Here is a 24,649-nt window from a genome sequence, read left to right on the forward strand (position 1 = left end):
AACGGTTCCAACTTCGGACCACGACGAGGCACCGGCACATCCGCAGAAGCAGTCATACACAAACTAACGACGGATCTCCGACGCGGGACACTAGCCGTCCACCTCGTACTGCCCCACCTCACGGAAGTAGCGCAGAGTCTCTGGGGATCCGTCGTCGAGAGCCTCGTTGGCAGCGGCGCGGAGGGCATCGCTGATGTTCGGGTTCGCGAGGAGGCGGGCGATGGCGACCTGATCGTCCTCCGCCTGTGCCAGCCGGTAGCCGGTCTTCAAGAAGGCCCTCATGCCGTCCACGGTGCCGTTGAGTGCCTCACTGGCCTCTCGGACGACTCCGCGGCCGCTGGCCTCGTCCGCCAGCATGGCTGCGATGGCGGCACGCAGTTCGGCCTCCGACATGGCGTCCACCGGTGTGTCGGACGTGGCCGCCACGGTGGTCGTGGACGAGGCTGTCGAACCGTCGGCGAACGCTGGGGCGGTGAACAGAGGGGACGAGGCCAGGCTGCCGGTCACGATGAGCAGGGCGATACGCGTCGGTCTCATGAATGACGCCTCCGTGGTCGATTGGTAGATGATCCGACGTTCCACTGCCCGACCAGTACGCCACCGCCCTGCAGGGGGCCGACATGGTCGCCCTGAAAAGCCTGCTGACGCAGGACACCCGCTGGGAAATGCCCCCGGTTCCCTGCCGCAGCGGGCTGGAAGATGTCCTCAAGCAGCGCGCAGGCGCAGCGTGCCGATCTGGCCCCAGCCGTGGCGCTCGAGCCGTTCGTCGAGGCGGAGTTCGGGTCCGGCCAGCACGCTGAGGGATTGAGGTGGACTGAGTCTGCGCGCCAGGACGACGAGGGTCTCTACAGCGCTGTTGGAGAGGTATCGCACGCGGGTGAGGTCGATGGTGATCTCACCCGCGGTGCGCGCGTATGCGGTCACGGCGAGCGCGAGAGGGGCTTTGTGGGCGCCGACGACCTCGCCGAACAGGCGCACCCCGTCGGTGTGGTGGAGCGGAGTTATCAGCAGGAGATCGTCGATGAAGTAGCCACGCATCCAAGCGTCCCTACGGCCGTGCACCGCGTGGCAGACGACGCCGAGGAGGGATGTCTTGCCTCGTCAGGGCGGTGCGGTGGTGATGGAAAATCGGGCCTGCCATTGCCGGTGCAGAGGGTGCGCATGGCGCGCTTGGACGAGCGCGCCCGCCACCGTGCTGCCCCGTTGCGCATATACCGGCTCGGCCAATGGCCGTCCCCGCCCCCGAACGGGCGGCAGCAGGGGCCCTGACGCCAGTGGCACCAGGGCCCCGAAGGAACTGCTACACCAACTGCCGGCCCTTGAACTGCGCCGGCCTTCTGTGTCCGCCCACCCGAGCGAACTGCCGCCGGGGGTACGGGGATCGCGGCTGCTTGACCGGAGACCACCTCACTATCGATGTCCTGCGGTACCCGGACTCAACACATCCGCCCGGGCGATCCTGATGACGCCTCGTCCCTCCGTGCTATACCGCCACTGCGCACCGCGATAACGCGCACGGCAGCCCCTGATCACTGCGGGCCACCCGGTCCGACTGCCAGCCCCGTCGCCGTCCTGCAACTGCCCTGGCTTCGAAACTCGACCGCCGCACCGCCTTGCGCACTGCAACTTCCCTGCTACTGGCCGACAGTTCATCCCTGCCGGGCCCCTTCGGTCTCGGGTTACGAGAGAAACCATAGCCACACCGAAACCCAATGTCTACTCCGGCCAACACAGGTTTTATGCACACTGCGGCCGGCTAACCAGCCTCGTGTGGCAGTAAAAGGCATCTGGTCGGACACAAGATGCTCTCCCCGCCGGGCTAGGCCCTAGACCAGGGCGTATGACGTCGAGGCGGCGAGCGGAGAGGCTACCGATCCGCCTGACGGCCCTGCCTCACTTCAGGTGTCGGACCAGGAACTGGGCCGCCGCGTCCCCCGCGAACTGCGGGACGCCAGTGTGCCCGCCCATGTTGGCGTGCAACGTCTTCTCCTTGGAGCCGAAGGCGTCGAACAGGTCCAGGGCCGCCTGCCGGTCGTTGCCTTCGTCGTCCCACTGCAGCAGGACGTGCAGCGGAATGGTGACGTGGCGGGCCTCCTCGAGCATGGCGCGAGGGACGAAACTCCCGGAAAAGAGAACGGCGGCCGAGATGCGCGGCTCGACCAACGCCAGTCGGGTCCCGATGGAGATCACTCCCCCCGAGTACCCGACCGGTCCGCCGATCTCGGGCAGCGACAGGAGGGCGTCCAGGGCAGTCCGCCATTCCGGGACGGACTGTTCGACGAGCGGGAGAATGAGGGCGTCGATGATTTCGTCGCCGACCGGTTCTCCGGCCTGCATGGTCCTGCGCAGGTCGGCGCGGGCCTGCTCGACGGCGGCCAGGCGGGGCCGGTCACCACTTCCGGGGAGTTCGATGGTGGCCGCGGCGAAGCCATCCGCCGCGGCGTGCCGGGCCCGGCCCACCAGCCGGGGGTACATCTTGTGCAGTCCGAGCGGGGGGGTGGCCGAGCAGGATCAGCGGCACCGGCGCGGATGCAGATGCGGATGCCGGCATCCACAGGATGCCGGGGGCGTCGCCGAGGGTGAATTCGCGCTCGATGACGCCGTCGTCGAGACGCTGTTCAGAAGTGACGTGCATGGTCATGCCTTTCGGGAGCTGCCCTTGAACGGCGCTCCCGGACGACCTATCGCCCGACCGTGACCCTGGAGGAGAGCACCCATGTGAATACGTTCATGGGTTCCACCTCCTCGTTCTCTCGCACGGCCTCCAGAAAAGTAGCAGTGGCCACTATGGTCCGCCAAACGGATTCCTCCGCGAGCTCCCTGATCCGGATGCCGGCACTGTCGGCCCTCGTTCGGCGCGGTGCTCCCGTGGCAGGGCCGTCGCCGTGTCGTTACTCGCAGCAGGCGCCGGTCGGCGCCGCAGGTGAGGCGGGAGCTGCAGGTCCGGGTCGTTTCAGGGCGCGGCGGTCGAGTTCACCGGTTCGGCGGCGCGGCGGTACGCGGCGTTGATGCGTTGGGCTTCTACGAGCTGGTCTTCGAGGATGATGATGCGGCAGGCAGCCTCGATGGGCGTGCCTTGGTCGACCAGTTCCCGGGCGCGGGCAGCGATGCGCAACTGGTAGCGGGAGTAGCGCCGATGACCGCCGTCCGAACGCAGCGGGGTGATCAGGCGGGCCTCACCGATGGCGCGCAGGAAGCCCTGCGTAGTGCCGAGCATGTCGGCGGCCCGCCCCATCGTGTAGGCGGGATAGTCGTCGTCATCAAGCCGGTTGAACGAGTCGTCTGCTGTCATCTGCACCTCTCTGCACAAACGCGTGGAGGGGCCCGGGTGCCAGTGGCACCCGGGCCCCGAAGGAACTGCTACACCAACTGCCGGCCCTTGAACTGCGCCGGCCTTCTGTGTCCGCCCACCCGAGCAAGCTGCTGACGGGGGTACGGGGATCGCGGTTGCTTGACCGGAGACCACCTCACTATCGATGTCCTGCGGTACCCGGACTCAACACATCCGCCCGGGCGATCCTGATGACGCTGCGTTCCTCCGAACTTCCCTCAGTGATCAACTACTGTGCTGGTGCTGCGTACTGCGTGATGCCGGTAATGCGAACTGCCTGCACAGGTACCGCCACTGCGTACCCGCGATTCTGCTCACGGCGGCCCCTGAACACTGCGGGCCACCCGGTCCGGCCGCCAGCCCCGTCGCCGTCCTGCAACTGCCCTGGCTTCGAAACTCCACCGCCGCACCGCCCTGCGTACTGCAACTTCCGTACTACTGCCCGGCAGTTCGTCTCTGCCAGACCGTTCGATCTCTTCGGGTTACGAGAGAAACCATAACCACACTGCCGCCTGATGTCTACTCTCGTCAGCACAGATTTTGACGAGTCTGATGGTGAGGTAACCGGTGTCGTACTAGGGGAAGGACGAGGGCCGCCCGTCGGTGTTCGGCGGCCTCGAAGAGGCTCAGTAGCGGCGCCGTATACACCTAGGGCCGTGGCGGGGCGCAGGCAAGGGCCTCTTCCAGGGTGCGCATCGGCTGGAACAGGTCGCCGAGCCGGAGCAAGCGCAAGATCCGCAGGGTGAACGGATGGGGGCACACAAGCTGGAGGCTCCCACCGCGGGCGTGGATCCGCCGCCGGGCAGTGCAGAGGAGGGTGACACCGGCACAGTCGAAGAACGCCGTCGGGGTCAGATCGATGACGACCAGAGACTCCGGCGAGGAGGGCATGGCCGCCAGGAGCGGTCCGATCGCGAGGGCGGCAGCCAGGTCGATTGCCCCGTGCAATTCGAGGACGGTACAGCCGCGGTGCTGGTAGATACGCAGGTGCTCGGTCACGACTGGGGCGCTGACAATCACAGCGGCATCACCTCTGCGACGAAGGGCTACCCGCTCCGGGGCAGCTGGTCGAAGACCACCGGGGTCAGGGGTGACGATGGCAATGAGCGTAGAGGGATGACCGGCCGCACCGGGAGCGCAGAAACGGTTCCTGAGCCGCAGATGCCCCCGTTGGGGTGAACAGCCAGGCGGAAGCTTGACATATCCACAGAGCAACTCCAGGCGGAAAATGCCTTGTTCGCGCGAGGCGCAGTTCGCTCCGCGTCAGCGAGGGCCGCTCTGCCGCAGGCAAGGCGGCCGCAACGAAGACGGCGCTGGTCAGCATGAGAGAACCCCTCCATCCGGGCAGCGACCGCGCGAAGGGCGACCGACACGGTCGCACGCTGGACGCATCTTCTGGGGCGGCAGTACGTCCGAGCGCGGCATACGACGTGGCGTCAGCGGAGCGCCCGCGTTCCTGTGGCAGTTATGGGCTGCAGCTTTTCGTAGCTGTCGCTGCCTGGAACGGCGGCGTAGACAAGCAGGAAGTGGGCCTGGCCCGGGTCCACCAGTGCCTGGCAGGTCAGCTCCAGCGCGCCGAGCTCGGGGTGGACGAAGCGCTTCACGGCGTGGGGACGGACGCCGACTTCGTGGTCGTTCCATACCTGTCGGAACTCTTCGCTGCGGGCGAGCAGCAGGTCGGCGTAGGTGGCTGCGCGGGAGCCTGGGCCTCGCAGCGTTTCCCGACAACTGGGCCGCCCGGCGCCGAGGTTCAAGCTCCTCCAGCGGCGGCAGTTCGGTGATGCCTCAGACGTGCTCGGCGGGAGCGACCAGGTGCAGGCGCTCGCGAAGAGGCCCGGTAACTGGGAAACGGCACGCCAGTCCATCAGGCCACTCTGCCCCCGGGCGCCTATGCAGATCACAACCACGGCGCGTGCCCCGGCTGTTGACGCGTGAGAGCGCCTTCCGGCATGCCATAAGCAGCCGCAGCATGGCGAGTTGGCATGTGTGCGGAGCGAAACGAGGGGAACCCGAACAATGCGCAGGCCCGCAACGCCCCCGTCCCCCGGGCCTGCCAGTGGCCCGGGCGGACGGCACCTGCTTGGTGGAGTCCAGTGGCCGTCCGCCCCGCCACACTCCCGCGCCGGTGCATCCGCACTCCGGCGATTCCGCGGACTCAGGGGCGGGAGCATCGAAGTACCCGCTGTGAGGGGCGATGGTGGTGAACATCGAGGGCGATGCATGTCCGGTGCTGCGTCGCGACGCCCGGGCCGGAAAAGTTACTGCTGCGGCTCTCATGCGGCGGCAGACTGAAAAGATGTGTCTGGAAGCGCGGGCGGCCGCACTGCGCGCCTCGACCATGCGTGAGCTTGCGAGAACGTCCTGTCTGTCCGCGCAGCACATGCGAGCGGGCGCCCGGCGCCGACTGGCGGCCGCACGCGCCTGGCTGCAGGCGGACACTGGCTCTTCCTAGCTTCCTAGCTTCCGGCTGACGTCTTCGAAGGCGCCGTCTCTGACAGTCGGCTGTTCTCACCGGGGTCCACGAACTGCGGCACCGGGGCTGGCGTCTTCGATGTGCGCCTGCTCCCGTCGTGCCCGACGGCGCGGGCCGGTGTGGCGGCCACGACCGCCCTCAGGTGGGGTTCAGCGTGCTGCGCGGCGGGCCAGCAGGACTGAGTCCTCGGCTTCGACCGGCCCGCTGTCCCGCTTCAGCGTACGGGAGTGCTGTTCCACGACCACGGGCTCGAAGTCGTCCGGCAGGCCGGGGAGGAGTTCCGCGGCCAGGAACATCGCCTTGCGGTGACTCTCGGACAGCTGCGTGAACTCGTGGGACGGCGCATGGCCGACAACAAGAAGCAGCCCGCCGGGAGCGACGGCCGTGGCAAGGCGGCGGGTCACCTCGACCATGCCGCCGTCAGGAGCGTGCAAGTAATGGCTCGTGACCAGGTCGTACGAGCGGTCACCGGCGTCAAAGGTGCGGGCGTCGACCTGCCACCAGTCGACGCGGTCGGCAACCCCCGCCTCCTCGGTGTGACGGGCGGCGCGGGCGAGGCCCTCCGCCGAGAAGTCGGCGCCCGTCACGTGCCAGCCCTGCCCGGCCAGCCAGATGACGTCACCGCCTTCCCCGCATCCGACGTCGAGCGCGGTCCCGGGGGTGAGTTCACCGGCGGCGGCGACCAGTTGCGGGTTGGCCTCGCCGCTCCAGAACCGTTCCTGTCCCGCGTACCGCTCGTCCCAACCCGCCGGTTCGAACATCGCGGCGGCCGCCTGCTCGTCGTGCGTGCCGCCTCGGCCGGCTTCGTGGTGTTCCGCCATCGGATGCCTCCCGTTGCTGTCGGTGCTCTGCCGCACCGCTTGTCATCTGGATCGCCCCGGCCCGCAGGGCGCACGGCCGATGATGCCCGGACCTGCGCCGAACAGCACATAAAGTTGCCGGACCAGCAACAACAGTGTCGACCGTCAAGTGTGCGCGAGCCCTTCCGATTCCAAATGCCGCGGTCAGGGGGCAGAGCCGCCTCCGTGACGCGCACCATACCCACTGCGTTGGTGGCGAAGGCCTGCAAGGCCGTGGGCCGTCGGGCATGCCGTTTCCCAGAACTCCCGCGTTGTTCACCAGCACATCGAGCCGGCCTTCGGCCGAGTCGATTGTCGCCAGCGCGTCGCTCACCGAGGTGTCGTCGGTCACGTCCAGCTGTACGAATCGAGCACCCAGAGCCGCTGCGGCCTTCTCACCTGCCGTACTACGCCGACCACGGCTCCGCCTTCCGCTCAGACGTTCTCCGGCGATGTACGTGGGCGTGGGCCTCGGCTTACGTAGGCGGCGATTCCCGCGGTAGCCAGCACTGCTGCGACCGCGGCCGCGGGACCACTGTCGGGTGCCTGTGTTTGCCAGGTGAGTGCCTCCCCCGCAGAGCCCGTGCCCGGGAACGCCGCCGCGCCGAGCGTCCACCCGAGAGGCAGGAACCACGACCGGGCCGTACCGACCGTGACCACCCCCAGGGCGGTCAAGCCGAGCAGGCCGGCGGTGTCGCGGACGACGTATCCGAACGGCCCGAACCGCGTGTCGGTGAGCAGTGTGGCCAGCAGGAGTATGAGCGTGCATCCCAGGACTGTGGCCAGGTGCACCATCCGCAGCCACGGCCACGGCCTCGCCGCCGTACGGTCCAAGGTGTCGTCGGGGCCGCCGAGCGTGGCGGTGACGACGGACACCAAGAGGAGCACCGTCAGGACGAGGACGGTGCTGCTCACCTCTCCCTTGTCGCCGAAAACCGTCGCCGGCAGCCACGCGACGGCAGTGCCCGCGACCGCTGCTCCGAGCGCCGCCGGCATCCGGCGCGAGCGGACGTAGAGCGTCAGCCCTCTCACCGGGCGCTCCGGGTCAGGAGGCCGGTGGTGTCCTGGCACTTCTGCCCGGCCTGGTAGACGGCGGTCACCCGGGCGCCGGCCTCGGCCCGCGGCAGTGCTTTCAGCCCTTTCCAGAGTTTGACGGCCTCGGCGTCCTTGTATTCGAGGCCATCGGGACCGACGGTCGGCTCCCGGTCGAGCAGCCAGTAGGCGGCAGCTGTGGCGACCTGGAAGTTGCGGGTGTCGCCACAGTTGAGAGGGCCGGTGAACACCTCGGTGAGCATCGTCGGTTCGAGCCGGCCCGGGTCGGCGAGGCGACCGTGCTTGTCGACCGCGATCCTCATCGGCGCGGTGTCGGGCCGCGACCTCGGTGAGGTGGGAGGAAAGATCGTGGTGGTGTCCTCGTGTGCCTCGGCGACCGGAGTGATCGTCGTGGTCGTCGTGGTCGTCGTGGTCGTCGTGGTCGTCGTGGTCGTCGTGGTCGTCGTGATCGACAGGAGTTTCAACGCGTGCCGGGCCTTGGGGATCACCTCGGGCAGCAGCCCTTCGTGCGCCCGGCTGACGCAGACCCGCGGAGCCCTGTCGGTGCACACCAGTTGCTGGGCGACGGGGTCGAGCGTTGCGTGATCGTAGGCATCGCCGGTCGGCACGACCAGAGCCGTGGCCGTCGCCCCGATTGCCAGTGGCACCAGCGCGGTGAACGCGAACTTGCGGTTCTGGACTGCGAAGAGCACGACGCCGGCCACGGCGACCGCGACCATCCAGAGTGCCTGGGCGGCGCTGACCTGGCCGCCTACGGTGGCGTAGTCGCTGAACATGCTCATCCCCATGCCCGGGGAGAACGCCGCCGAGACTCCTTCGTCCGGAAGGGCGTGGGGTGCGAAGAGCAGCAGCGCGAAGCCGAGGACGGCCAGCGCGGGTCCGGTGGCGAGCGCCGGTACCAGACGTCCGACGGCAAGCCCGAGCCAGACGGAGGCGACCATCGAGACCAGTCCGACGGCCACGACCACAAAGGCGGCCGGTGGCAGGTAGCGCGCTGTGTCGGCGATCCTCGGCGCCGCCGCGAAGAGCGTGACCAGGTACGCGACGAGGACTGCAAGCCCGGTCGCGACCAGGATCGGGACGATGCGCTGAGGTCGTGGACGGGGCACGCCGGCGAACAGTTCGGCGACGTTCGCCCGGTGCTCGCGATAGGACTGCCAGGCACCGGCGGCCATCGCCAGGGGTGACAGGAACACGAGGTATTCGCGCTGAATCATGACCAGCGCCATCCATCCGGTGGGCCATCGCCCCGCGGTGGCGTGCAGCATGATCGTGCCGGTGACGGCGATCAGTAGCGCGGCGCCGAGAGCGGCCGACCGCCGGAGTTCGATGCCGAGAATACGGATCATGCGTGACTCCGGTGCTGGCGCAGGAGTGCGGAGTAGCCGCGCTCGGCCGGGCTGTCGCCCGCGTCGCTCTGTCCCCCGCGGGCCATCAGTTCGTCGGGGGTGCCCTGGAAGAGAAGTCGGCCTTCGTTCAGGAGGATGACGTCGGTGCAGGCGGCGACGACGTCCTCGACGAGGTGGGTGGAGACCAGCACGCAGCTGTCGGCGCCGAGGTCACGCAGCAGGTCGCGGAAGTCGAGACGCTGTTCGGGGTCGAGTCCGACGGTGGGCTCGTCGAGCAGCAGCAGCTCGGGGTCGTTCACGATGGCCTGGGCGATGCCGGCCCGGCGCAGCATGCCGCCGGACAGCGTCTTCATCTTGGCGTCGGCCTTGGTGGTGAGACCCACCCGGTCGATCGCGCGTTGCACGGCGTCGGGTACCGCGGTTCTGGGCATTTCCTTCAGCCAGGCCATGTACTCGACGAACTCGCGGACGGTGAACCGCGGGTAGAAGCCGAACTGCTGCGGCAGATACCCCAGCTTGCGACGCACCTCGCGCAGGTCGGCACGGCCGTCCACCGCGGCGCCGAGCAGCGTCAACGAGCCGTCGGCGGGTTTGACGACGGTGGACAGGGCGCGCATCAGCGTGGTCTTGCCGGCTCCGTTCGGGCCGAGCAGACCGTGCACGCCGGCCCCCAGAGCCAGGTCGAGGCCATCGACGGCCAGGTGCCGGCCGGTCCGGACACGCAGTTCCTCCGCGTGGACGAGCCAGGGATGAAGGGTGGGAGCCGTTTCGGCAGCACGCACCGGTCTCAAGGGAACTCTCCTGTTCGGGCATTGGTCGGGGATTGGTCGGGCACTTGTCGGGGATCGCTCGGGGGTCGGTCAAAGACCGGTCGGCGATTCAGTTGCCGCTGGTCAGGCGGCGGAAATGAGAGGCGGCGAGCGAGGTGATCGCGGCGAGGACCACGGTGGTCGCCCCCCAGACGGCGACGCTGCCCGGCTGCAGCACCGGAGACAGGGATCGGGTCGCCACGCTCGGCAGCAGGACCGCCACGGACCATGCGACTGCGAGGCCGATCGCCGCGCGCCGCACACCGATGAAGGCACCGAGCGCGAGGGCGGCCGCGGTGAATGCCAGGCACGGCAGCAGCGTGAGGGCCAATGAGGTCCCTGTGCTCACGCCCGCCACCAGCAACGCCGGAAGCACCACGACGAGCACCGCGAGCGTGCGCCGCAACACCATGGCCAGGCCCGCTGCGGGTGTGGTGGCGATGAGTTCCCAGACCGGGTCGATGTGCCGGCTCCAGGCCACTGCGACGCCCGGCAGTGGCGCCACCGGGGCCAGCAGCAGGACGAGCGAGGGCAGGCGTGGCTCGGCGGAGTCGAGGAGTACACCACAGCCCAGCACCGCGACGGTCACCGCGAGCCAGGGAAGCAACGACCAGGCCAGCCGGCGTCGGTGCACGGCCGCTGCTCGTGTGCGCTGCCGGGCCGGGCGCGGGCTCGTTCGCATCGCCTGGTCGAGCGAGGCGGCAACACGGTCGAGCAGATCCGTCGTCGCGGGGGTGGCGTGTTCGGCCAGGTGCTCACGGCAGGCCGCGCACGCGTCGAGATGGACCTCGATCGACCAGAGCGCTGCGTCGTCGAGTCCGCGCCCGCCGTCCGCGTAGCGGGCCAGCACCGTGGTGGGGGGATGAGTCATGACAGCGCCTCCCGCAACGCGATCCGGGCCCGCCGCGCGCGGGTCTTCACCGTGTTCTCCGGCATGCTGAGCAGCACTGCCGTCTGCCGTACCGACAGGTCGTCGAGCACCATCGCCTGCATCACCTGCCGCAACTCCGGTGGCAGCCGCAGCAGCGCCTGTTCGAGGTCCTGGTCGACGCGGTGCGCCATCACCTCGTCCTCGGCGGCCGGTACGATCGTCTCGGCCAGGGCGATGGTCGGCACCCGCTCCTGCCTGGCGCGCCGGCGGAACGCGTCGACGAGGCGGTTCGCGGCGATCGTCCAGAGCCAGCCGACCGCGCTGCCCCTGGTCACGGAGCCCGCGTAGCTGCCGGCTGCCCGCCAGACCGCCAGGTAGGTCTCCTGGAGCACGTCGGCGACGACGTCGTCATCGGCGCAGCGGCGGCGGAGCCGCACCGCCAACCAGGGCGAGGTGCGCCGATACAACTCGTCGAATGCCGCGCGGTCACCGCCTGCGACACGACGCACGAGTTCTGCCTCGTCGAGGTCTGTCATACCTTTCACGACCAGCAAGACGACGCGACTGTCGATTCAGGTTCTCGGGCGGCTCGACACCTGTCGGGAGGAGGGGTGCGTGACGCCGAGTGCGATCAGTTGTCGCGCACCGCTGGAAGCCCCGGGTCTGCCCGAGGTCGGTCGGAGCGTGGACACCGCCTCGGTCGGCTCAAGTGCAGGTCAAACACAGGGAGTTGAGCATCGAATCAGTGGCTGCCGGGACTGCGGGAGTTGAACGGGAGGTTCGCGTCGCACTCCGGGTGTCACTTCGGTGGCCGACGGCGCATCTTCTGGGCCGGTACAGCCGGTTGCCGGTGTCCGCCCCTTCCGCATCAAGGTCCCCCAGAAGGAGCTCAGCGAGCTTCGGTGGCGGGCACGAGCGACGCGCCGGCCGGACCGGGAAACCGTCGGCGGCCGGACCCTAGGCGCCCAATCGGCAAAGGTCCGGCCGTTGGTCGAGTACTGGGGCACCCGATACGACCGGCTGCTGCACTTCTACTACGCCGGTTTCGGCTACGCGGGGTTCGAGGCCGCCCACCACTGTTCCCTGGCGGCCTCGAACGCGGCCTGAAAACACACCGAACGGCCGCTACGAAACTCGGGGCGGCTCAGTTTGCCGGCTTGACCCAGCCCTTCTTCACCAGCTGGTCGCAGTGCCACGTGCTCTGGGACGGGGACTCGCCCTTCTCCTTGGTGGCGGCCAGGCAGTCCTTGTAGGGGAACGGCGGGCCGTCGTTGGAGACGGGGGCAGCGCTCGCCATCGACGTGGCCATGCCGAGGGCAGCGACGGCCGTGGCCAGGACAATGCTCGTACGACGCATAAGTGTTCATCTCTCGCTCGGTACGGAACGTTCATGAACACCAACGAACCTGGTCGCCCTGTGGCACGCTCCGGCCCCTGGCACCCACCCGGATGCAGGAACCGTCCACGTGCCGGCAGGGCGTCCTCCCCGGCGCCGCGCTCGACGTTGATTACTTCACGAGAACCACGGAGTTGATCGGCGTGTAGTCGATCGCGGCCCACTCACCCGTACCGCGGTACACAGCCGAGCAGTTCGTGCCGTTGTACCCTCGGCATTCCTGGAAGCCTGCACCGCCGGTCTGGTTGTTGACGACCACACGCTGTCCGGTCACGTTCGACAGGTTGTGGTAGCCGTAGCTGTAGAAGATGTTCTTGCTCAGGATGCTGCCGTTCGTCTCGCGGATACAGAATGCTCCGCTCGGGCAGGGCGTCGCGGCCGTAGCGCTGGGCGCTACGGCAAGCCCCGTTCCTACGGCAAGCGACAGGGCGGTAACGGCTAACGCGATCTTGCGCATAATTTCTTTCCCCTTCGTCCTGGAAGGTTCCGTTACGGAGCGCTTCCCCGGGTCCGTCTCTGGTCACGGCGGCCCCTGCGTCGTCGACCGTAGAGCCCGACGCTGGATGAATGTCGCCAGAATGTGTCAGGTACTCGCCATTTCCTGCGCGATCGGTCATAAGTCGGGGGCGGGTCGGCTACGAACCCGAGCAGGGCTTGAGCACCGGGGGTTTCAGGCATGCGCAGTGCGAGTGTGGATGCGGTGTACAGGAGTGTGGAGCGCCTGCAAGTAGCTGTTTCTTCGATCATGGTTCCGTTGAGGCTGACGCCGCGTATTGATGTGCCCTTCCAGCCCTTCCAGACGCGTTTTGGATCGGCGGCCGCCGGAGAGGTGGTCGTCACGCGGATCGAAGGCGCACGGGGCCAGGTCGATCGCTCACGCAAGCTGATCACCTCGACCGACCCCGAACTGTTCGTGATCATGCTGGACCGTCGGGGGTCGGTGATCGTGGAACAGGACGGCCATCAAGACCGGATACGCCGCGGCGAGTTGGTGGTCCTCGACACCACCCGGCCCTATCGAGCCCGCTACGACGATCCATGCGACGCCGTGGTTCTCACGGCGCCATGGGCTGCATTCGGCCTTCGCGTGGACGCGCTGCGTCGCCGGACCGCGGCCCGGCTTGCCGGCGACAGCGGGACCGGGGCGGTCATCAGTGCGTTCCTCACCGGACTCGGCGAACAGTTGGGTCACCTGCCCGGGCCCTCCGGTTTCCAGTTCGGCGAGGCCCTCACCACCCTGCTCGTCGCCGGCATCTGCGAGACCACGCCGGACCGGGTCGGCCCCGCCGTCGAACTGACGGACAAGATCACCGCCTATGCGCTGGCGAACATCGCCGATCCGGGCTTGTGCGTGGAGGCCGTGGCGCGCCGCTTCGCGATCTCGCCCAGCAAGTTGCACCGGCTCTTCAGACAGCGAGATGACACGTTCGCCGCCTGGGTTCGTGAGGAACGGCTCCAGCGCATCCGTCGCGACCTGTTGGATCCGGCCTTCGCCCACCGCACCATCGCCACCGTCGCAGCCCGATGGGGCCTCTACGACCCCGCCCACCTCAGCCGTCTGTTCAAAGCGCGCTTCGGCCAGACCCCCGCCCAGATGCGGCGTCTGAGGTCAGGGACGCCGTTCACGAACAGCGAACCCTAATAGGTGGTCATCGCGGGCGGCCCGGGTACGTACACCTCCGGGAACCAGAACCTCCGGACCGGGTACCGCACGCGGACGCCTGCGCCGGTGCGCATGTACAGGCCGACCCGGACGACATCGGCTCAGGCCGGCGCAGGCAGATGGACCGAGGCGAGTTTGGCCGGGTCGATGACGATGTGGATGCCGGTGATCCGATCTTCGGTGACGTGGAAAGCGATGATGGAGAGAGGGACTCCGTCGGAGCGCCAGGACATGTGGCCGGGGACGCCGTTGACCAGGACGGGCCGTTGGCGGGCGGCCTGGCCTGAGAACATCCGGGCGCCGGAGGCGACCTTGGTGGCGCCGAGGGTGACGACCACGCCGTCGGGGGTGTCGACTGTCAGCTTCACGTTCGGGTCGAGGACACGCAGGAGTGCTTCGAAGTCGCCGCGGAGGGCGGCGGCACCGAATGCCTGAACGACCTCTCGGTGCTCGCGGTCAGTACCCGCCGACCGGTCCGTGGCTTGGACTTTGCGGCGGGCGCGGCTGGCGACCATCTTGGTGGCGTCGGCGGACTTGCCCAGGATCTGGCCGATCTCGCGGAACGGGACGGCGAACATGTCGTGCAGGACCAACGCCACGCGCTCGCTCGGGGTGAGCGAGTCGAGCACGACGAGCAGGGCGAGGCCGACCGAATCGGCCAGCGCCACCTGCTCGTCCGGCGCGGGACCGTCGTCGGGCGTCACCACGAGGTGCGCGAACTCCTGCTCGTAGGCGGCTTCGGGGTGGGCCCGGCGGGACCTCAGAAGGTCCAGGCTGATGCGGCCGACCACGGTGGTCAACCACCCCGCCAGGTTGCCGATGGTCGCCTCGTCCTGGCGGACGAGGCGCAGCCAAGCTTCCTGGACCACGTCTTCGGCATCGACGTGCGAGCCCAGCACGCGGTACGCGACGGCACGCAGCCGATCACGCTGGGCTTCGAACGCCTCGGCCACGAGGTCGGACGGGTGGGCGGTCACGACTTTCGCGGCTGACGGAGCGAGACCCGGTTGCCGTCCGGGTCCACCGCCTCGACGCGGAGCCCGAACGGGTAGTCCTGAGGCTCGGGCTCATCAAAGACGACGCCGCGTCGGGACATGAGCTCGAAGTCCTTTCGCAGATCGTCGGATTCGAGGATCAGCGGACCGGGCGCGCCCGCTTCCCCCGGCTGCCCCGCAGCCGCCGCCTGCGACCACAGGATGATCTGCACCGGGCTGTCGGGAACGCCGATGGTGAGGAAACGCCCGTCGGGCCCTGGGTAATCGACCCGCTTTTCCAGGCCGAGTCCCTCGGTGTAGAACTCAAGCGCGCGATCCTGATCGGTGACGTAGATCGTCACGTACATGATGTCGGTCAGCATCCGGTCCTCGTTTCACTCGTCCTAGGTGTGGCGACCGTATGCGGCCGTCACACCTATGACGAGCACCGACGGGGGAAGGTAACAGGGCCGGTCCGGTCACTCGCGGAAGTCCCACCTATGACACCCAATGCCCTGGGCCCAGGTCCAGGTCCCCAGTCCCGGTCCCGGTTTCCGGCAGCCGGCGACGACGGCGTCTTCGAATGCTCCCGCACGGTTATCGGTGAGGCCGGTGCGTTCGTCGAGGCGCAGGCCGTACGGCAGCCCATCGCCGGTGAGCCGCTCCAACCCCTTGATTCCACAGGAGAATCTCACTAACTTCCCTCACCAGGTGAAGCGCTTCGACGAGGAACGTGCGCCATCCTCCTTGGGTCCCGCCCCGCTCGCTGACTCACCGATGAAAGGCCCCATGGTGTCCGTTCAGCCCGTCATTCGGGGTTTCCACCCCGATCCCAGCATCTGCCGCGTGGGCGACGACTACTACCTCGCCTGTTCCAGTTTCGAGTACTTCCCCGGCATCCCGCTCTTCCACAGCCGCGACCTGCTGCATTGGACCCAGATCGGCAACGTCCTCGACCGGCCGGGGCAACTGCGCCTGCCCGTCGACATGTCGTCCTCCGGGGGGATCTACGCGCCGACGCTGCGCCACCACGACGGCCGTTTCTGGCTGATCGTCACCAACTGCTCCGAGGGCGGCGGCAATCTGCTGGTCACCGCCACCGACCCGGCCGGCCCCTGGTCCGACCCCACCTGGCTCCCCGGCGTCCAAGGCATCGACCCGGATCTCGCCTGGGACGATCACGATGTCTGCTGGTGCACATTCGCCGGGGTGGGGCAGGTCGCGATCGATCCGTACTCGGGGCGCACGCTCGGTGAGGAGCGCACCTTGTGGTCCGGGGCGCCAGGCGCCAAGGCCCCCGAAGCACCGCACCTTTACCACATCGGCGCGTACTGGTATCTGCTCATCGCCGAGGGCGGCACCGAGCGCGGCCACGGCGTTTCCATAGCGCGGGGGCCCGGCCCGACAGGCCCCTTCGAGCCCTGCCCCGACAACCCGATCCTCACCCACCGCGGCACGGACCACCCCGTCCAGAACACGGGTCACGGGGACCTCGTACAGGCCGCGGACGGCTCGTGGTGGATGGTGTTCCTCGGCGTCCGGCCGCACGGCGGCACCCCGGGCTGGCATGTGATGGGCCGCGAGACGTTCCTCGCGCCGGTCACCTGGACCGACGACGGCTGGCCCGTGGTCGGCGAGATCGTCTCTCTCTCAATGACACCACCGAAACCACCGATATCACGGATATCACGGATATCACGGATATCACCGACAGCAGCGACAGCTCACACAGCTCCGACACCACCGGCGCCTCCGACAGCGCCGACAGCTCCGGATCCCCTGCCACCGCACCGTTCCACGACGACTTCGACTCCCCCGAATTCCACCCGTCCTGGATCTCCGTGCGCGACCGGTCCCCCGAGCACTGCACCACCAAGGAGCGCTCCGGCTCCCTGACTCTGCACGCCCGCGGCACTTCCCTGGACGACCCCGACGCGGTCTTCATCGGGCGCCGCCAGCAGCAACGGGCGTGCCACGCAAGCGCGTTGATCGACGCGGCCCAGGGCATCGGCGGTCTCGCCGTCCGCCTCGACGAGCGGCACCACTACGACATCGAGACGGACGGCACGCAGGTGCGGGCCATCTCGCGAGTCGGCTCGGTACGCGCCGTCGTGGCCACTCAGCCGGTGCCCGCGGGCCCGACCGTCCTCGGCGTGCGGATCACGCCGCCGCCCGCGCCGCACGACGCGCGCACCGGCCCCGACATCGTCTCTCTCGGCGTGGAGCAGTCGGACGGCACGTTCGCCGTGCTCGCCACGCTCGACGGTCGCTCGCTCTCGACTGAGGTGGCCGGCGGTTTCACCGGTCGAGTCATCGGCCTGTACGCGGCCCAGGGCACCGTCCACGTCGACTGGTTCGGCTGCGAACCGCTGCCCGCCTGAGTCGGCCACTCCCCCTCTGCTGTCCGCCTGTACGCAAATCCCCAGGCGGCAAGCACGGTCCCGTCGCGCCCCTTTGTACCGGGGGTTCTGGACGCGGCCGATGTCCGACTCGTTCATCCTGCGCAGATGACTCACCGGCGCCGGCACGCTGAGCATGCCGCCCAGCTCGGAGGCCACCTCTTGCGCGCCTGACCGAGCAGATGTCTCTCCCTGCCACTCTCAACCTATAGCCCACTTGGGGGCTTGCGGCAAGACCCGGGTGGTGGCGCAAAATCGTCCGCCGAGGCCACAACCAGCGGAAACGGGGGCGCGGCATGCGTGCCGGTGCAGTGAGACGGAACACGACCGCTCTGGGGGCAGCAGGATGATCGAGCAGTACGTGGTGAGTCTTCAGGAAGTGGACGAGACGCAGATCGCCGTTGTCGGCGGCAAGGGCGCACACCTGGGCGGGTTGTCGCGAATCGAAGGCGTCCGCGTCCCGCCCGGCTTCTGCGTGACGACGCACGCTTTCCGGCGCGTCATGGCGGAAGCGCCATCGGTAGAAGAGGGGATCGATCAGCTGTCGCGCCTGGACCCGGACGACGGGGCCGCGATCCGCACACTCAGCGCGCAGATCCGCCGGACCATTGAGGAGATCGCCCTCCCGGCCGACCTCGCGACGGCGATCACCAGCGCGCTCGCTCAGCCAGGTGGGCAGACCGCCTGGGCCGTCCGATCCAGCGCTACGGCGGAGGATCTGCCGACGGCTTCCTTCGCCGGTCAGCAGGACACGTATCTGAACGTCCTGGGGCCGGAGTCGATCCTCCAACACATCAGCCGGTGCTGGGCTTCGCTCTTCACGGAGCGGGCCGTGACCTACCGTCGACGGAACGGCATCGACCACCGTACGGTCGACATGTCCGTGGTCGTGCAGCAGATGGTCGTTCCGCATGCGGCCGGCATCCTGTTCACGGCAGACCCCGTCACGGGCAACCGGAAGGTCGCCACCGTGGACGCAGGCTTCGGCCTTGGCGAGGCCCTGGTCTCCGGCCTCGTGAACCCGGATGTCTACAAGGTGCGGGAGACCGAGATCGTCGCCAAGTCGGTAGCCGCCAAACACCGCGCCGTCCAAGCCCTGCCGACCGGCGGTACGCAGGAAGTGGCGATCGCCCCGCACCTGCAGGAACAACCGGCGCTGACGGACGCCCAGGTCGTACGGCTCGTGCAGCTCGGGCGGCGTATCGAAGCGCACTTCGGCAGTCCGCAGGACATCGAATGGTGCCTGGTCGGCGAGGACTTCCAGATCGTTCAGAGCCGACCGATCACGACACTGTTCCCCATCCCTGAGACGGGGGACGTCGCCGGGACAGGTGACGCGCCCGGGGCCGGCGACCCGGAGAAACGCGTCTATGTCTCCGTCGGTCATCAGCAAATGATGACCGACCCCATGAAACCCCTCGGGCTCTCCGTATGGCAGCTGACGGCCATGGCGCCCATGTACGGGGCTGCCGGGAGGCTGTTCGTCGACGCGACCCGGGCCCTGGCCTCGCCCGCGAGCCGCGCCCGTCTCCTGGACCTCGCGGAGAGATCCGATCCGTTGACCAGGGACGCGCTGGAGACGGTCCTGGACCGCGACGATTTCGCCCCGCCGAGCCCGTCGATCCCGCCCATCCCGTCGCCCCCGTCGACCCCGTCGCCCCTGGACTCGGGTCCCGGCAAGCCTGCCGCCGGCAGCGGCGCGTCCGCCGCGGTCGAGCCCGATCCGGCCATCGTCACCGAGCTGATCCAGCGCAGCCAGGCTTCGCTCGCCGCCCTGCAGCGCGACGTCCGGACGAAGACAGGACCGGCACTGTTCGACTTCCTGCGGGAGGAGGCTTTCGAGGAGCACAAGCGAATCCTCAAGGATCCGCAGAACATGCAGGCGGTCATGGCGGGGATGGAGGCCACGTGGTGGCTCAACGACAAGCTGCGGGAGTGGCTGGGTGAGAAGAACGCGGCGGACACGCTCACCCTGTCCGCCCCCGGCAACGTCACGTCCGAGATGGGACTGGCGCTGCTCGACGTCGCCGACGTGATCCGCCCGTATCCGGAGGTGGTGGCGTTCCTGCAGGGCGTCGAGGACGAGGACTTCCTGGACGAGCTGGCGAAGCTCGCGGGCGGGACCGAAGCGCGCGCCGCCCTCGACGCCTACCTCGACCGGTACGGCATGCGCTGCGCCGGCGAGATCGACCTCACCAGGCCGCGCTGGCGCGAGCGCCCCGCCACGCTCGTACCCGCGCTCCTCGACAACGTCAGGAATTTCGGACCGGGCGCCGCGCAACGGCGGTTCGAAGAGGGCCGCCAGCGGGCGAAGGCGAAGGAACAGGAGGTGCTGTCACGCTTGAGGGCCCTGCCGGAAGGGGATCGGAAAGCCGACGAGACCAAGCGGATGATCGACCGGGTCCGCACCTTCATCGGATACCGGGAGTACCCGAAGTACGCCATCATCAGCCGCTTCTTCGTCTACAAGCAGGCTTTGACGAAGGAGGCCGAGCGCCTCGTAGAGACCGGCGTGATTCCTGTGCAGGACGACGTCTTCTACCTCACGCTTCAGGAATTCCACGACGCCGTGCGCACGAAGCAGGTGGATGGCCGGCTCATCCAGCGGCGCAAGGACGCGTTCCGGTCGTACCGCGCGCTCACACCGCCCCGGGTTCTCACATCGGACGGCGAGGCCGTCACCGGGGCCTACCGGCGCGCCGGTGTGCCGGCCGGCGCCCTGACCGGCCTGCCGGTCTCCACCGGGACCATCGAGGGGAGGGCCCGCGTCATCCTCGACATGGCGAAGGCCGATCTCGAGAGGGGCGACATCCTGGTCACGGCCTTCACGGACCCCAGTTGGTCGCCCCTGTTCGTCGGGATCGCGGGGCTGGTGACAGAGGTGGGCGGTCTGATGACCCATGGCGCGGTGATCGCCCGGGAGTACGGCTTGCCGGCCGTCGTGGGCGTGGAGCAGGCCACCCGGCTGATCCGGGACGGGCAGCGCATCCGGGTGCACGGAACCGATGGGTACGTGGAGATTCTGCCCTGACCGGGGCGAGCGGGCTCCGGCTGTGGAGGCGCGTCACAATGGAGACATGTTGCCTCAGCCCTTGCTTGTCTTCGACGGAGATTGCGGTTTCTGCACCACCTCGGTGAAATTCGCTGAGCGACGTGTCCGGCCGCGTTGCGAGATCGTGCCGTGGCAGTTCGCGGACCTGGAAGCGCTCGGGGTCACTCAGGAACGAGCAGAGTACGAGGTGCTCTGGGTGACACCGGCGGGAACGGTCCATGGAGGTTCCCGAGCGGTCGCGAAGGCGTTGATGAGTGCAGGGCGTGGATGGACTCTGCTGGGTGCCCTGCTGATGCTGCCTCCCATTCGGTGGGTTGCCCACGGTGCCTACCGATTGATCGCCAACAATCGGCATCACATGCCGGGAGGAACAGTGGCGTGTGCGGTGCCGGGCCGCCGACCGCAAGGACACTAGGTCGTTTCCGTCGGGTCTCGGGCAGAGCGGGCCACGGCACACTGCATGCGCGTCCCGCCACGCGACGCGCATGCCCGACACCCACGCTGATCCATCCAGCGCGGCCCTCGGAACTTCCTAGGCGTGGCAGAGGGCGTCTTCCAGCAGGTTGGTCACTGCTTCCTTGGCCGGGCGGCCGGTGCCCCAGGCCACCGACAAGGTGACGGCACGCCCGCCGGGGGTGGCGAAGGTCCAGGTGGAGCTGCCCAGCGCGTCGCCGTCATGTCCGTACGCGATCGCACCGCAGGGCGTCGCCATGGACTGCAGGCCGAGGCCGGTCTGCGAGGGCTCGGAGATCGTCATCATCTCCCGCAGCAGCTTCGGCGGCAGCAGTCGGCCGCCGAGCAGGGCGGTGGTGAAGGTGTTGAGGTCGGCGGCGCTGGAAATCAACTCGCCGGCCGCGTTCATGACCGACGGGTTCATCTCGGTGATGTCGACCACCCCGCCCGCCCCGTCCGGAATGTAGTTGTGCGCGTGGCTGCCAGGGATGCGCAGCTTGGTGCCCGGCAGCAAGGTGTCCTCCATGTTCAGCGGCCGGAGTATCCGGTGCGAGATCTCATGGGCGTACGAGTGCCCGGTGACGCGCTCGATGAGCAGGCCGAGCACCAGGTAGTCGGTGCTGGAGTAGTGGTACGAGGCGCCCGGCTCGAAGACCGGAGGCTGCGCGGTGGCGCGGTGAACCAATTCGGTGGTGGTCCACGTCCGGTAGCGGATCGGCAGGAAGGCGGTCGGCGGTTTGAGCGGCAGCGTGTCGGTGACATCGGGCAGGCCGCTGGTGTGGTTCAGCAGTTCGCGTACCGTGATCCGGTCGCCGTCCGGCACCAGTCCGGGCAGCCATCGGTCGACCGAGCCGTCGAGATCCAGCAGGTCCTCGTCGACCAGTTGGAGCACCGTGGTGGCCACGAACGCCTTGGTGACACTGCCCGCTCGGAAGCGTCCCGCCGGGTCCACGGGCCTCCGCGTCCCCGCGACCGCGGTCCCGCTCGTCGCCCGAACGGTCCGCCGGGCGCCCCTCACCTCGACCAGCGCGCTCGTCGGTCCGCCCGCCACCACCGCGTCCAGGTCCTGCCGCAGCACCGACGCCTCCTTCTGGCGCGACTCGTTGTTCCCGTCCACCGCCGTGGCTGTCGTGGCCGATACGGGCAATGCGACGACAAGAGCGGCGACAACCGCGGCCGCGCATCCCACCTTGTTGCGGTTTCTCATCAGGGTCTCCCTCTCGTAGGTCCGTGCCGAAGAACCTACGAGCACCGGCCACTGCCGAACATGCGGCAAGTCCCCCTCCTGTTCCGGGGGTTCACCCCACCCGTACGGGTCCCTCGTAAGGGAGAGGGTCAAAATCAGTGGAGCCGCCATCGCGTGCGCCGCTACCGTGATGTTCCCCGCTAGCCACCCCGTCAAGGACGTGCCGTGTACACCAAGTGAGAACCCCTGAGCGCTGATCCGTCGCGCGGCACACATGTGCGCCGCGCTCCTTCTCGCTGCGGTCCTCTCACTGAAACCGGTATCTCTCTGTGTCCACATACTGGGGCACCATCATGATGAACGTGCGTTCCGCGCATTCCGAACTCCTGGCCTTCGGCCGGGCAGCCCAACTGCTCCGCGGTGCGGGCGTCTCGGGTCGTTCCGGCCGGCCCGCCTGGCAGTCGCCGTACGGTCCGCCGCCGGGGCGGGCGCGCCGCGGCCGGTGGGCGCCTGCGCCGGTCCTGGCGCGGAACCGGCCCGCGGTGCGGCGCGGATACCTGTGCGGTCGGTGCGAGTGACGGCTTGCTCCGGTTACCACCCACGTCGGAGATCTCGTCGCTGTCCATCGATCGGCGGAGCCGGAGTCGGTCACGCCTCACTCCTCCGCACCTGACCCAGGAACACTGAGCCTGTCCCTCATCCCGCGGCTGGGGCACACGGCGAGAACCCGCGCCAGCAACCCGCAATCCCGTCACCGGACCCGAGACCGTGACAGCACACGCATGCTTCCAGAGGTCACGATCCAGTACGCAGTCCCAGAACCCTGTGCTCCACCATCAGACGGTCGTACTCGTCGCCCGTGTTCCGATAGCGCTCCCCGCCGGCAGCTGGGACACAGGCCTGGGCACGTTGATCGGCTGGAGGCGCAGGAACGACTCTCGGGTGAGCGGGGCATCGGCAGTCATGACGTGATCCTAGAGATGTACCACCGCACCATCACGGCGCCTCAACTCCGCCTGGGCGTGCCCCGCTTACCAAGAATTTGGTTGCGCCGTCCCCGCCGTGACCCCGACTGTCTCTCTACGGCTGCAGCCACAGCCTGAACGGTCACCGACCCACCGGAAAGGACCTTATGTCAGGCGTTGTCGTGGTCGGTGCGGGAATCGTCGGTTCCTCAGTGACCTACCATCTGGCCCGCCAGGGCGTCCCGGTCACCCTGCTCGAGCAAGGACCCGCACCGGCCGCAGGGGTCACCGGAGACTCCTTCGCCTGGATCAGAGAATCGGGAGGCCGCTGGCCGGGCGGAGCACAAGACCTCCACGAGTACGTTCGGGCGGACTACCGACGCCTGGAGAGCGAACTGCCCCACATCACCGTCCGCCGGACCGGCTCGCTCTCCTGGGCCGACACCCCGGCTGCGGTCTCGCAGCCGGGGCCGGGCCAGTTCCGGATCGGCCGACGTGACATCACAGCCCTGGAGCCCCACCTCGTACACCCACCCGAACAGGCCGTCCATACCCCGAGCGACGCAGGCGTCGACCCGACGGCCCTGTCCCACGCCCTCGTGACAGCCGCCTGCGCCCACGGAGCAACCGTGCTCCACGACACCGCGGTCACCTCCTTGCAGCTGACCAACGGCCGCGTCGAGGGAGTACTGACTTCGGCCGGGCCGCACGCCGCCACCACCGTCGTGCTCACGGCCGGAACCAACATCCCCGAGCTCTGCGCGCCGCTCTCGGCCGACCTGGCCATGGCCGCCGCCCCGGCCACCCTCGCCCGGGTCGCAGCACCGCCCGGCCTTGTCAAGACCATCGTGGCCGGCCCGGATTTCGAGGTCCGAGAGGTACGGGACGGCGACCTCTTGCTGGTCGTGCCGCATGTCGCAGACACAGCAGCGGCGTATGAGCAGGCCGCTCAACGCGCGCTCCAGCACCTGAAGACAGCCTTCCAAGGAAGCGACCGGTGCCGCCTGTTGGGCTACCGCACCGGCAGACGTCCCATGCCCGCGCACGGACCCGTCATCGGATACGCGACACACGATCGATCCGTCTACGTCGCCGTCATGCACTCCGCCATCACCCTGGCGCCCACCGTCGGACGGCTCGTAGCAGACGAACTTGTGACCAGCAGACCAGCCCCCGAGCTACGGCGTTGCCGCCCGCGCGTCCTCTGACATCGCTTCTCGACGACCGTCGTCAAGGAAATCGGAGCTCATCAGCACGGTATCCGCAGCCCGATCTGGGCCAGCCGCCGAGAAGAGACGACGCCATGGCTATTGCACATTCCGCGCCAGAATCCCGAGGGTCGCGCGGAGGGCTGCCTCGGGGATGACCGGGAAGATGCCCGCGTCCCGGTACCGGTCCTCGATCTCGCTCCAGTCGTAGTACGAGGTGGCCAGGGTGCCGCCCTCGTTGGCCTGGAGCCGGTAACCGTAGAGGTGCCGGATAGGAGGCTGCACTTGGCCGGAAATGGTCCATTCGATCAGGGCGTCCTGCTCGAATTTCGTGATGATCACAGTGACGTCGTACTTGCCCATCGGGTAGTCGTTCAACGCCTCACGGTCCATGTGGACGACGAATTCGTCACCGGCCCCGCGTACAGGTTCTCCTTCGGCGGACTGAAGCATCCCTGAACTGTCGATCGCCACATGTCCGGCCGGATCGCACAGCAACGCGAAGACCTTTTCCGGGGGTGCAGCTATCTGACGCTGCACTTCAAATCGTTCCGTCGTCATACGGGCCACCCTTACACGATCACACGTGCATGGACCAGTAGAGGCCGCGACCCAGAGGATCCGGCGG

The 24,649-nt window shown here is 68.4% G+C and carries 22 protein-coding genes and 3 pseudogenes; 6 read left to right on the plus strand and 19 right to left on the minus strand.

Annotation, left to right across the window (positions count from 1 at the left end; translation table 11 throughout):
• Window positions 1–90 precede the first annotated feature (90 nt).
• The 13 genes and pseudogenes from ACIREE_RS39560 to ACIREE_RS39620 all read right to left on the minus strand — a co-directional run bounded on the left by ACIREE_RS39560 (window position 91) and on the right by ACIREE_RS39620 (window position 11,261).
• Window positions 91–537, minus strand: a complete 447-nt coding sequence (locus ACIREE_RS39560; protein WP_404163889.1) for an ALF repeat-containing protein — start codon at window positions 535–537, stop codon at window positions 91–93.
• Between the two features lie 168 nt (window positions 538–705).
• Window positions 706–1,038: a hypothetical protein gene (locus ACIREE_RS39565; RefSeq protein WP_404163891.1), complete on the minus strand. Its 333-nt coding sequence runs from the start codon at window positions 1,036–1,038 to the stop codon at window positions 706–708.
• Window positions 1,039–1,893: 855 nt separating this feature from the next.
• Window positions 1,894–2,635 (minus strand): annotated as a pseudogene (locus ACIREE_RS39570) (alpha/beta hydrolase).
• Window positions 2,636–2,953: 318 nt separating this feature from the next.
• Window positions 2,954–3,292: a MerR family transcriptional regulator gene (locus tag ACIREE_RS39575; protein ID WP_404163894.1), complete on the minus strand. Its 339-nt coding sequence runs from the start codon at window positions 3,290–3,292 to the stop codon at window positions 2,954–2,956.
• Between the two features lie 687 nt (window positions 3,293–3,979).
• A complete protein-coding gene (locus tag ACIREE_RS39580; RefSeq protein WP_404163897.1) occupies window positions 3,980–4,330 on the minus strand; it encodes an STAS domain-containing protein in 351 nt (116 codons plus the stop codon).
• 437 nt (window positions 4,331–4,767) lie between these two features.
• Window positions 4,768–5,049 (minus strand): annotated as a pseudogene (locus ACIREE_RS39585) (transcriptional regulator); the annotation flags it as partial.
• Window positions 5,050–5,953: 904 nt separating this feature from the next.
• Entirely contained in the window at window positions 5,954–6,565 is a 612-nt protein-coding gene (locus ACIREE_RS39590) for a class I SAM-dependent methyltransferase (protein ID WP_404163900.1), read from the minus strand.
• Window positions 6,471–6,995 carry a hypothetical protein gene (locus tag ACIREE_RS39595; RefSeq protein ID WP_404163903.1) on the minus strand — a complete coding sequence of 175 codons (525 nt, stop codon included), beginning with the start codon at window positions 6,993–6,995 and terminating at the stop codon, window positions 6,471–6,473. The genes ACIREE_RS39590 and ACIREE_RS39595 overlap by 95 nt, the downstream gene beginning before the upstream one ends.
• Window positions 6,996–7,078: 83 nt before the next feature.
• Window positions 7,079–7,675 (minus strand): hypothetical protein, encoded by a 597-nt coding sequence (locus tag ACIREE_RS39600; RefSeq protein WP_404163906.1) that lies wholly within the window; start codon window positions 7,673–7,675, stop codon window positions 7,079–7,081.
• Window positions 7,672–9,045, minus strand: coding sequence for a hypothetical protein (locus ACIREE_RS39605; protein WP_404163909.1), 1,374 nt, complete (start codon window positions 9,043–9,045; stop codon window positions 7,672–7,674). Before ACIREE_RS39605 ends, ACIREE_RS39600 begins: the two co-directional genes overlap by 4 nt.
• The gene (locus tag ACIREE_RS39610; RefSeq protein WP_404163912.1) at window positions 9,042–9,836 is read right to left on the minus strand and encodes an ABC transporter ATP-binding protein; all 795 of its coding nucleotides are present in this window, start codon (window positions 9,834–9,836) and stop codon (window positions 9,042–9,044) included. Before ACIREE_RS39610 ends, ACIREE_RS39605 begins: the two co-directional genes overlap by 4 nt.
• 88 nt (window positions 9,837–9,924) lie before the next feature.
• Window positions 9,925–10,725: a hypothetical protein gene (locus ACIREE_RS39615; protein WP_404163915.1), complete on the minus strand. Its 801-nt coding sequence runs from the start codon at window positions 10,723–10,725 to the stop codon at window positions 9,925–9,927.
• Window positions 10,722–11,261 carry an RNA polymerase sigma factor gene (locus tag ACIREE_RS39620; RefSeq protein ID WP_404163918.1) on the minus strand — a complete coding sequence of 180 codons (540 nt, stop codon included), beginning with the start codon at window positions 11,259–11,261 and terminating at the stop codon, window positions 10,722–10,724. Before ACIREE_RS39620 ends, ACIREE_RS39615 begins: the two co-directional genes overlap by 4 nt.
• A gap of 271 nt (window positions 11,262–11,532) precedes the next feature.
• Here ACIREE_RS39620 and ACIREE_RS39625 point away from each other — a divergent pair, with 271 nt between their 5' ends.
• Entirely contained in the window at window positions 11,533–11,832 is a 300-nt protein-coding gene (locus tag ACIREE_RS39625; RefSeq protein WP_404163921.1) for an epoxide hydrolase N-terminal domain-containing protein, read from the plus strand.
• Window positions 11,833–11,869: 37 nt separating this feature from the next.
• Here ACIREE_RS39625 and ACIREE_RS39630 read toward each other — a convergent pair whose 3' ends face one another.
• Complete coding sequence (locus tag ACIREE_RS39630) at window positions 11,870–12,082, minus strand: hypothetical protein (protein ID WP_404163924.1); 213 nt, start codon at window positions 12,080–12,082, stop codon at window positions 11,870–11,872.
• Window positions 12,083–12,233: 151 nt separating this feature from the next.
• The gene (locus ACIREE_RS39635) at window positions 12,234–12,578 is read right to left on the minus strand and encodes a hypothetical protein (RefSeq protein ID WP_404163927.1); all 345 of its coding nucleotides are present in this window, start codon (window positions 12,576–12,578) and stop codon (window positions 12,234–12,236) included.
• 219 nt (window positions 12,579–12,797) lie between these two features.
• Here ACIREE_RS39635 and ACIREE_RS39640 point away from each other — a divergent pair, with 219 nt between their 5' ends.
• Window positions 12,798–13,763, plus strand: a complete 966-nt coding sequence (locus ACIREE_RS39640) for a helix-turn-helix domain-containing protein (RefSeq protein WP_404163930.1) — start codon at window positions 12,798–12,800, stop codon at window positions 13,761–13,763.
• Between the two features lie 122 nt (window positions 13,764–13,885).
• On the opposite strand, the gene ACIREE_RS39645 is transcribed toward ACIREE_RS39640, so the two are convergent.
• Together ACIREE_RS39645 and ACIREE_RS39650 are read right to left on the minus strand one after the other, a co-directional pair.
• Complete coding sequence (locus tag ACIREE_RS39645; protein ID WP_404163933.1) at window positions 13,886–14,761, minus strand: sigma-70 family RNA polymerase sigma factor; 876 nt, start codon at window positions 14,759–14,761, stop codon at window positions 13,886–13,888.
• Window positions 14,758–15,141, minus strand: a complete 384-nt coding sequence (locus ACIREE_RS39650) for a VOC family protein (RefSeq protein ID WP_404163936.1) — start codon at window positions 15,139–15,141, stop codon at window positions 14,758–14,760. The genes ACIREE_RS39645 and ACIREE_RS39650 overlap by 4 nt, the downstream gene beginning before the upstream one ends.
• A gap of 394 nt (window positions 15,142–15,535) precedes the next feature.
• Between ACIREE_RS39650 and ACIREE_RS39655 the strand changes: the two are divergent.
• The 3 genes and pseudogenes from ACIREE_RS39655 to ACIREE_RS39665 all read left to right on the plus strand — a co-directional run bounded on the left by ACIREE_RS39655 (window position 15,536) and on the right by ACIREE_RS39665 (window position 20,624).
• Window positions 15,536–17,139: pseudogene (locus tag ACIREE_RS39655) on the plus strand (glycoside hydrolase family 43 protein).
• A 364-nt stretch (window positions 17,140–17,503) separates the two neighbouring features.
• Window positions 17,504–20,188, plus strand: coding sequence for a rifamycin-inactivating phosphotransferase (gene rph / locus ACIREE_RS39660; protein ID WP_404163939.1), 2,685 nt, complete (start codon window positions 17,504–17,506; stop codon window positions 20,186–20,188).
• Between the two features lie 46 nt (window positions 20,189–20,234).
• Window positions 20,235–20,624 carry a thiol-disulfide oxidoreductase DCC family protein gene (locus ACIREE_RS39665; protein ID WP_404163942.1) on the plus strand — a complete coding sequence of 130 codons (390 nt, stop codon included), beginning with the start codon at window positions 20,235–20,237 and terminating at the stop codon, window positions 20,622–20,624.
• Between the two features lie 117 nt (window positions 20,625–20,741).
• Here the strand turns inward: ACIREE_RS39665 and ACIREE_RS39670 are convergent, their stop codons facing one another.
• Window positions 20,742–21,869 carry a serine hydrolase domain-containing protein gene (locus ACIREE_RS39670; RefSeq protein ID WP_404163945.1) on the minus strand — a complete coding sequence of 376 codons (1,128 nt, stop codon included), beginning with the start codon at window positions 21,867–21,869 and terminating at the stop codon, window positions 20,742–20,744.
• Window positions 21,870–22,980: 1,111 nt separating this feature from the next.
• On the opposite strand from ACIREE_RS39670, the gene ACIREE_RS39675 reads away from it, so the two are divergent.
• On the plus strand, window positions 22,981–24,021 hold the full coding sequence (locus ACIREE_RS39675) for an NAD(P)/FAD-dependent oxidoreductase (protein ID WP_404163948.1): 1,041 nt from the start codon (window positions 22,981–22,983) through the stop codon (window positions 24,019–24,021).
• Between the two features lie 99 nt (window positions 24,022–24,120).
• On the opposite strand, the gene ACIREE_RS39680 is transcribed toward ACIREE_RS39675, so the two are convergent.
• Window positions 24,121–24,582, minus strand: a complete 462-nt coding sequence (locus tag ACIREE_RS39680) for an SRPBCC family protein (protein WP_404163950.1) — start codon at window positions 24,580–24,582, stop codon at window positions 24,121–24,123.
• Window positions 24,583–24,649 lie beyond the last annotated feature (67 nt).

Source organism: Streptomyces sp. NPDC102467, assembly GCF_044765445.1.
Lineage (GTDB): Bacteria > Actinomycetota > Actinomycetes > Streptomycetales > Streptomycetaceae > Streptomyces.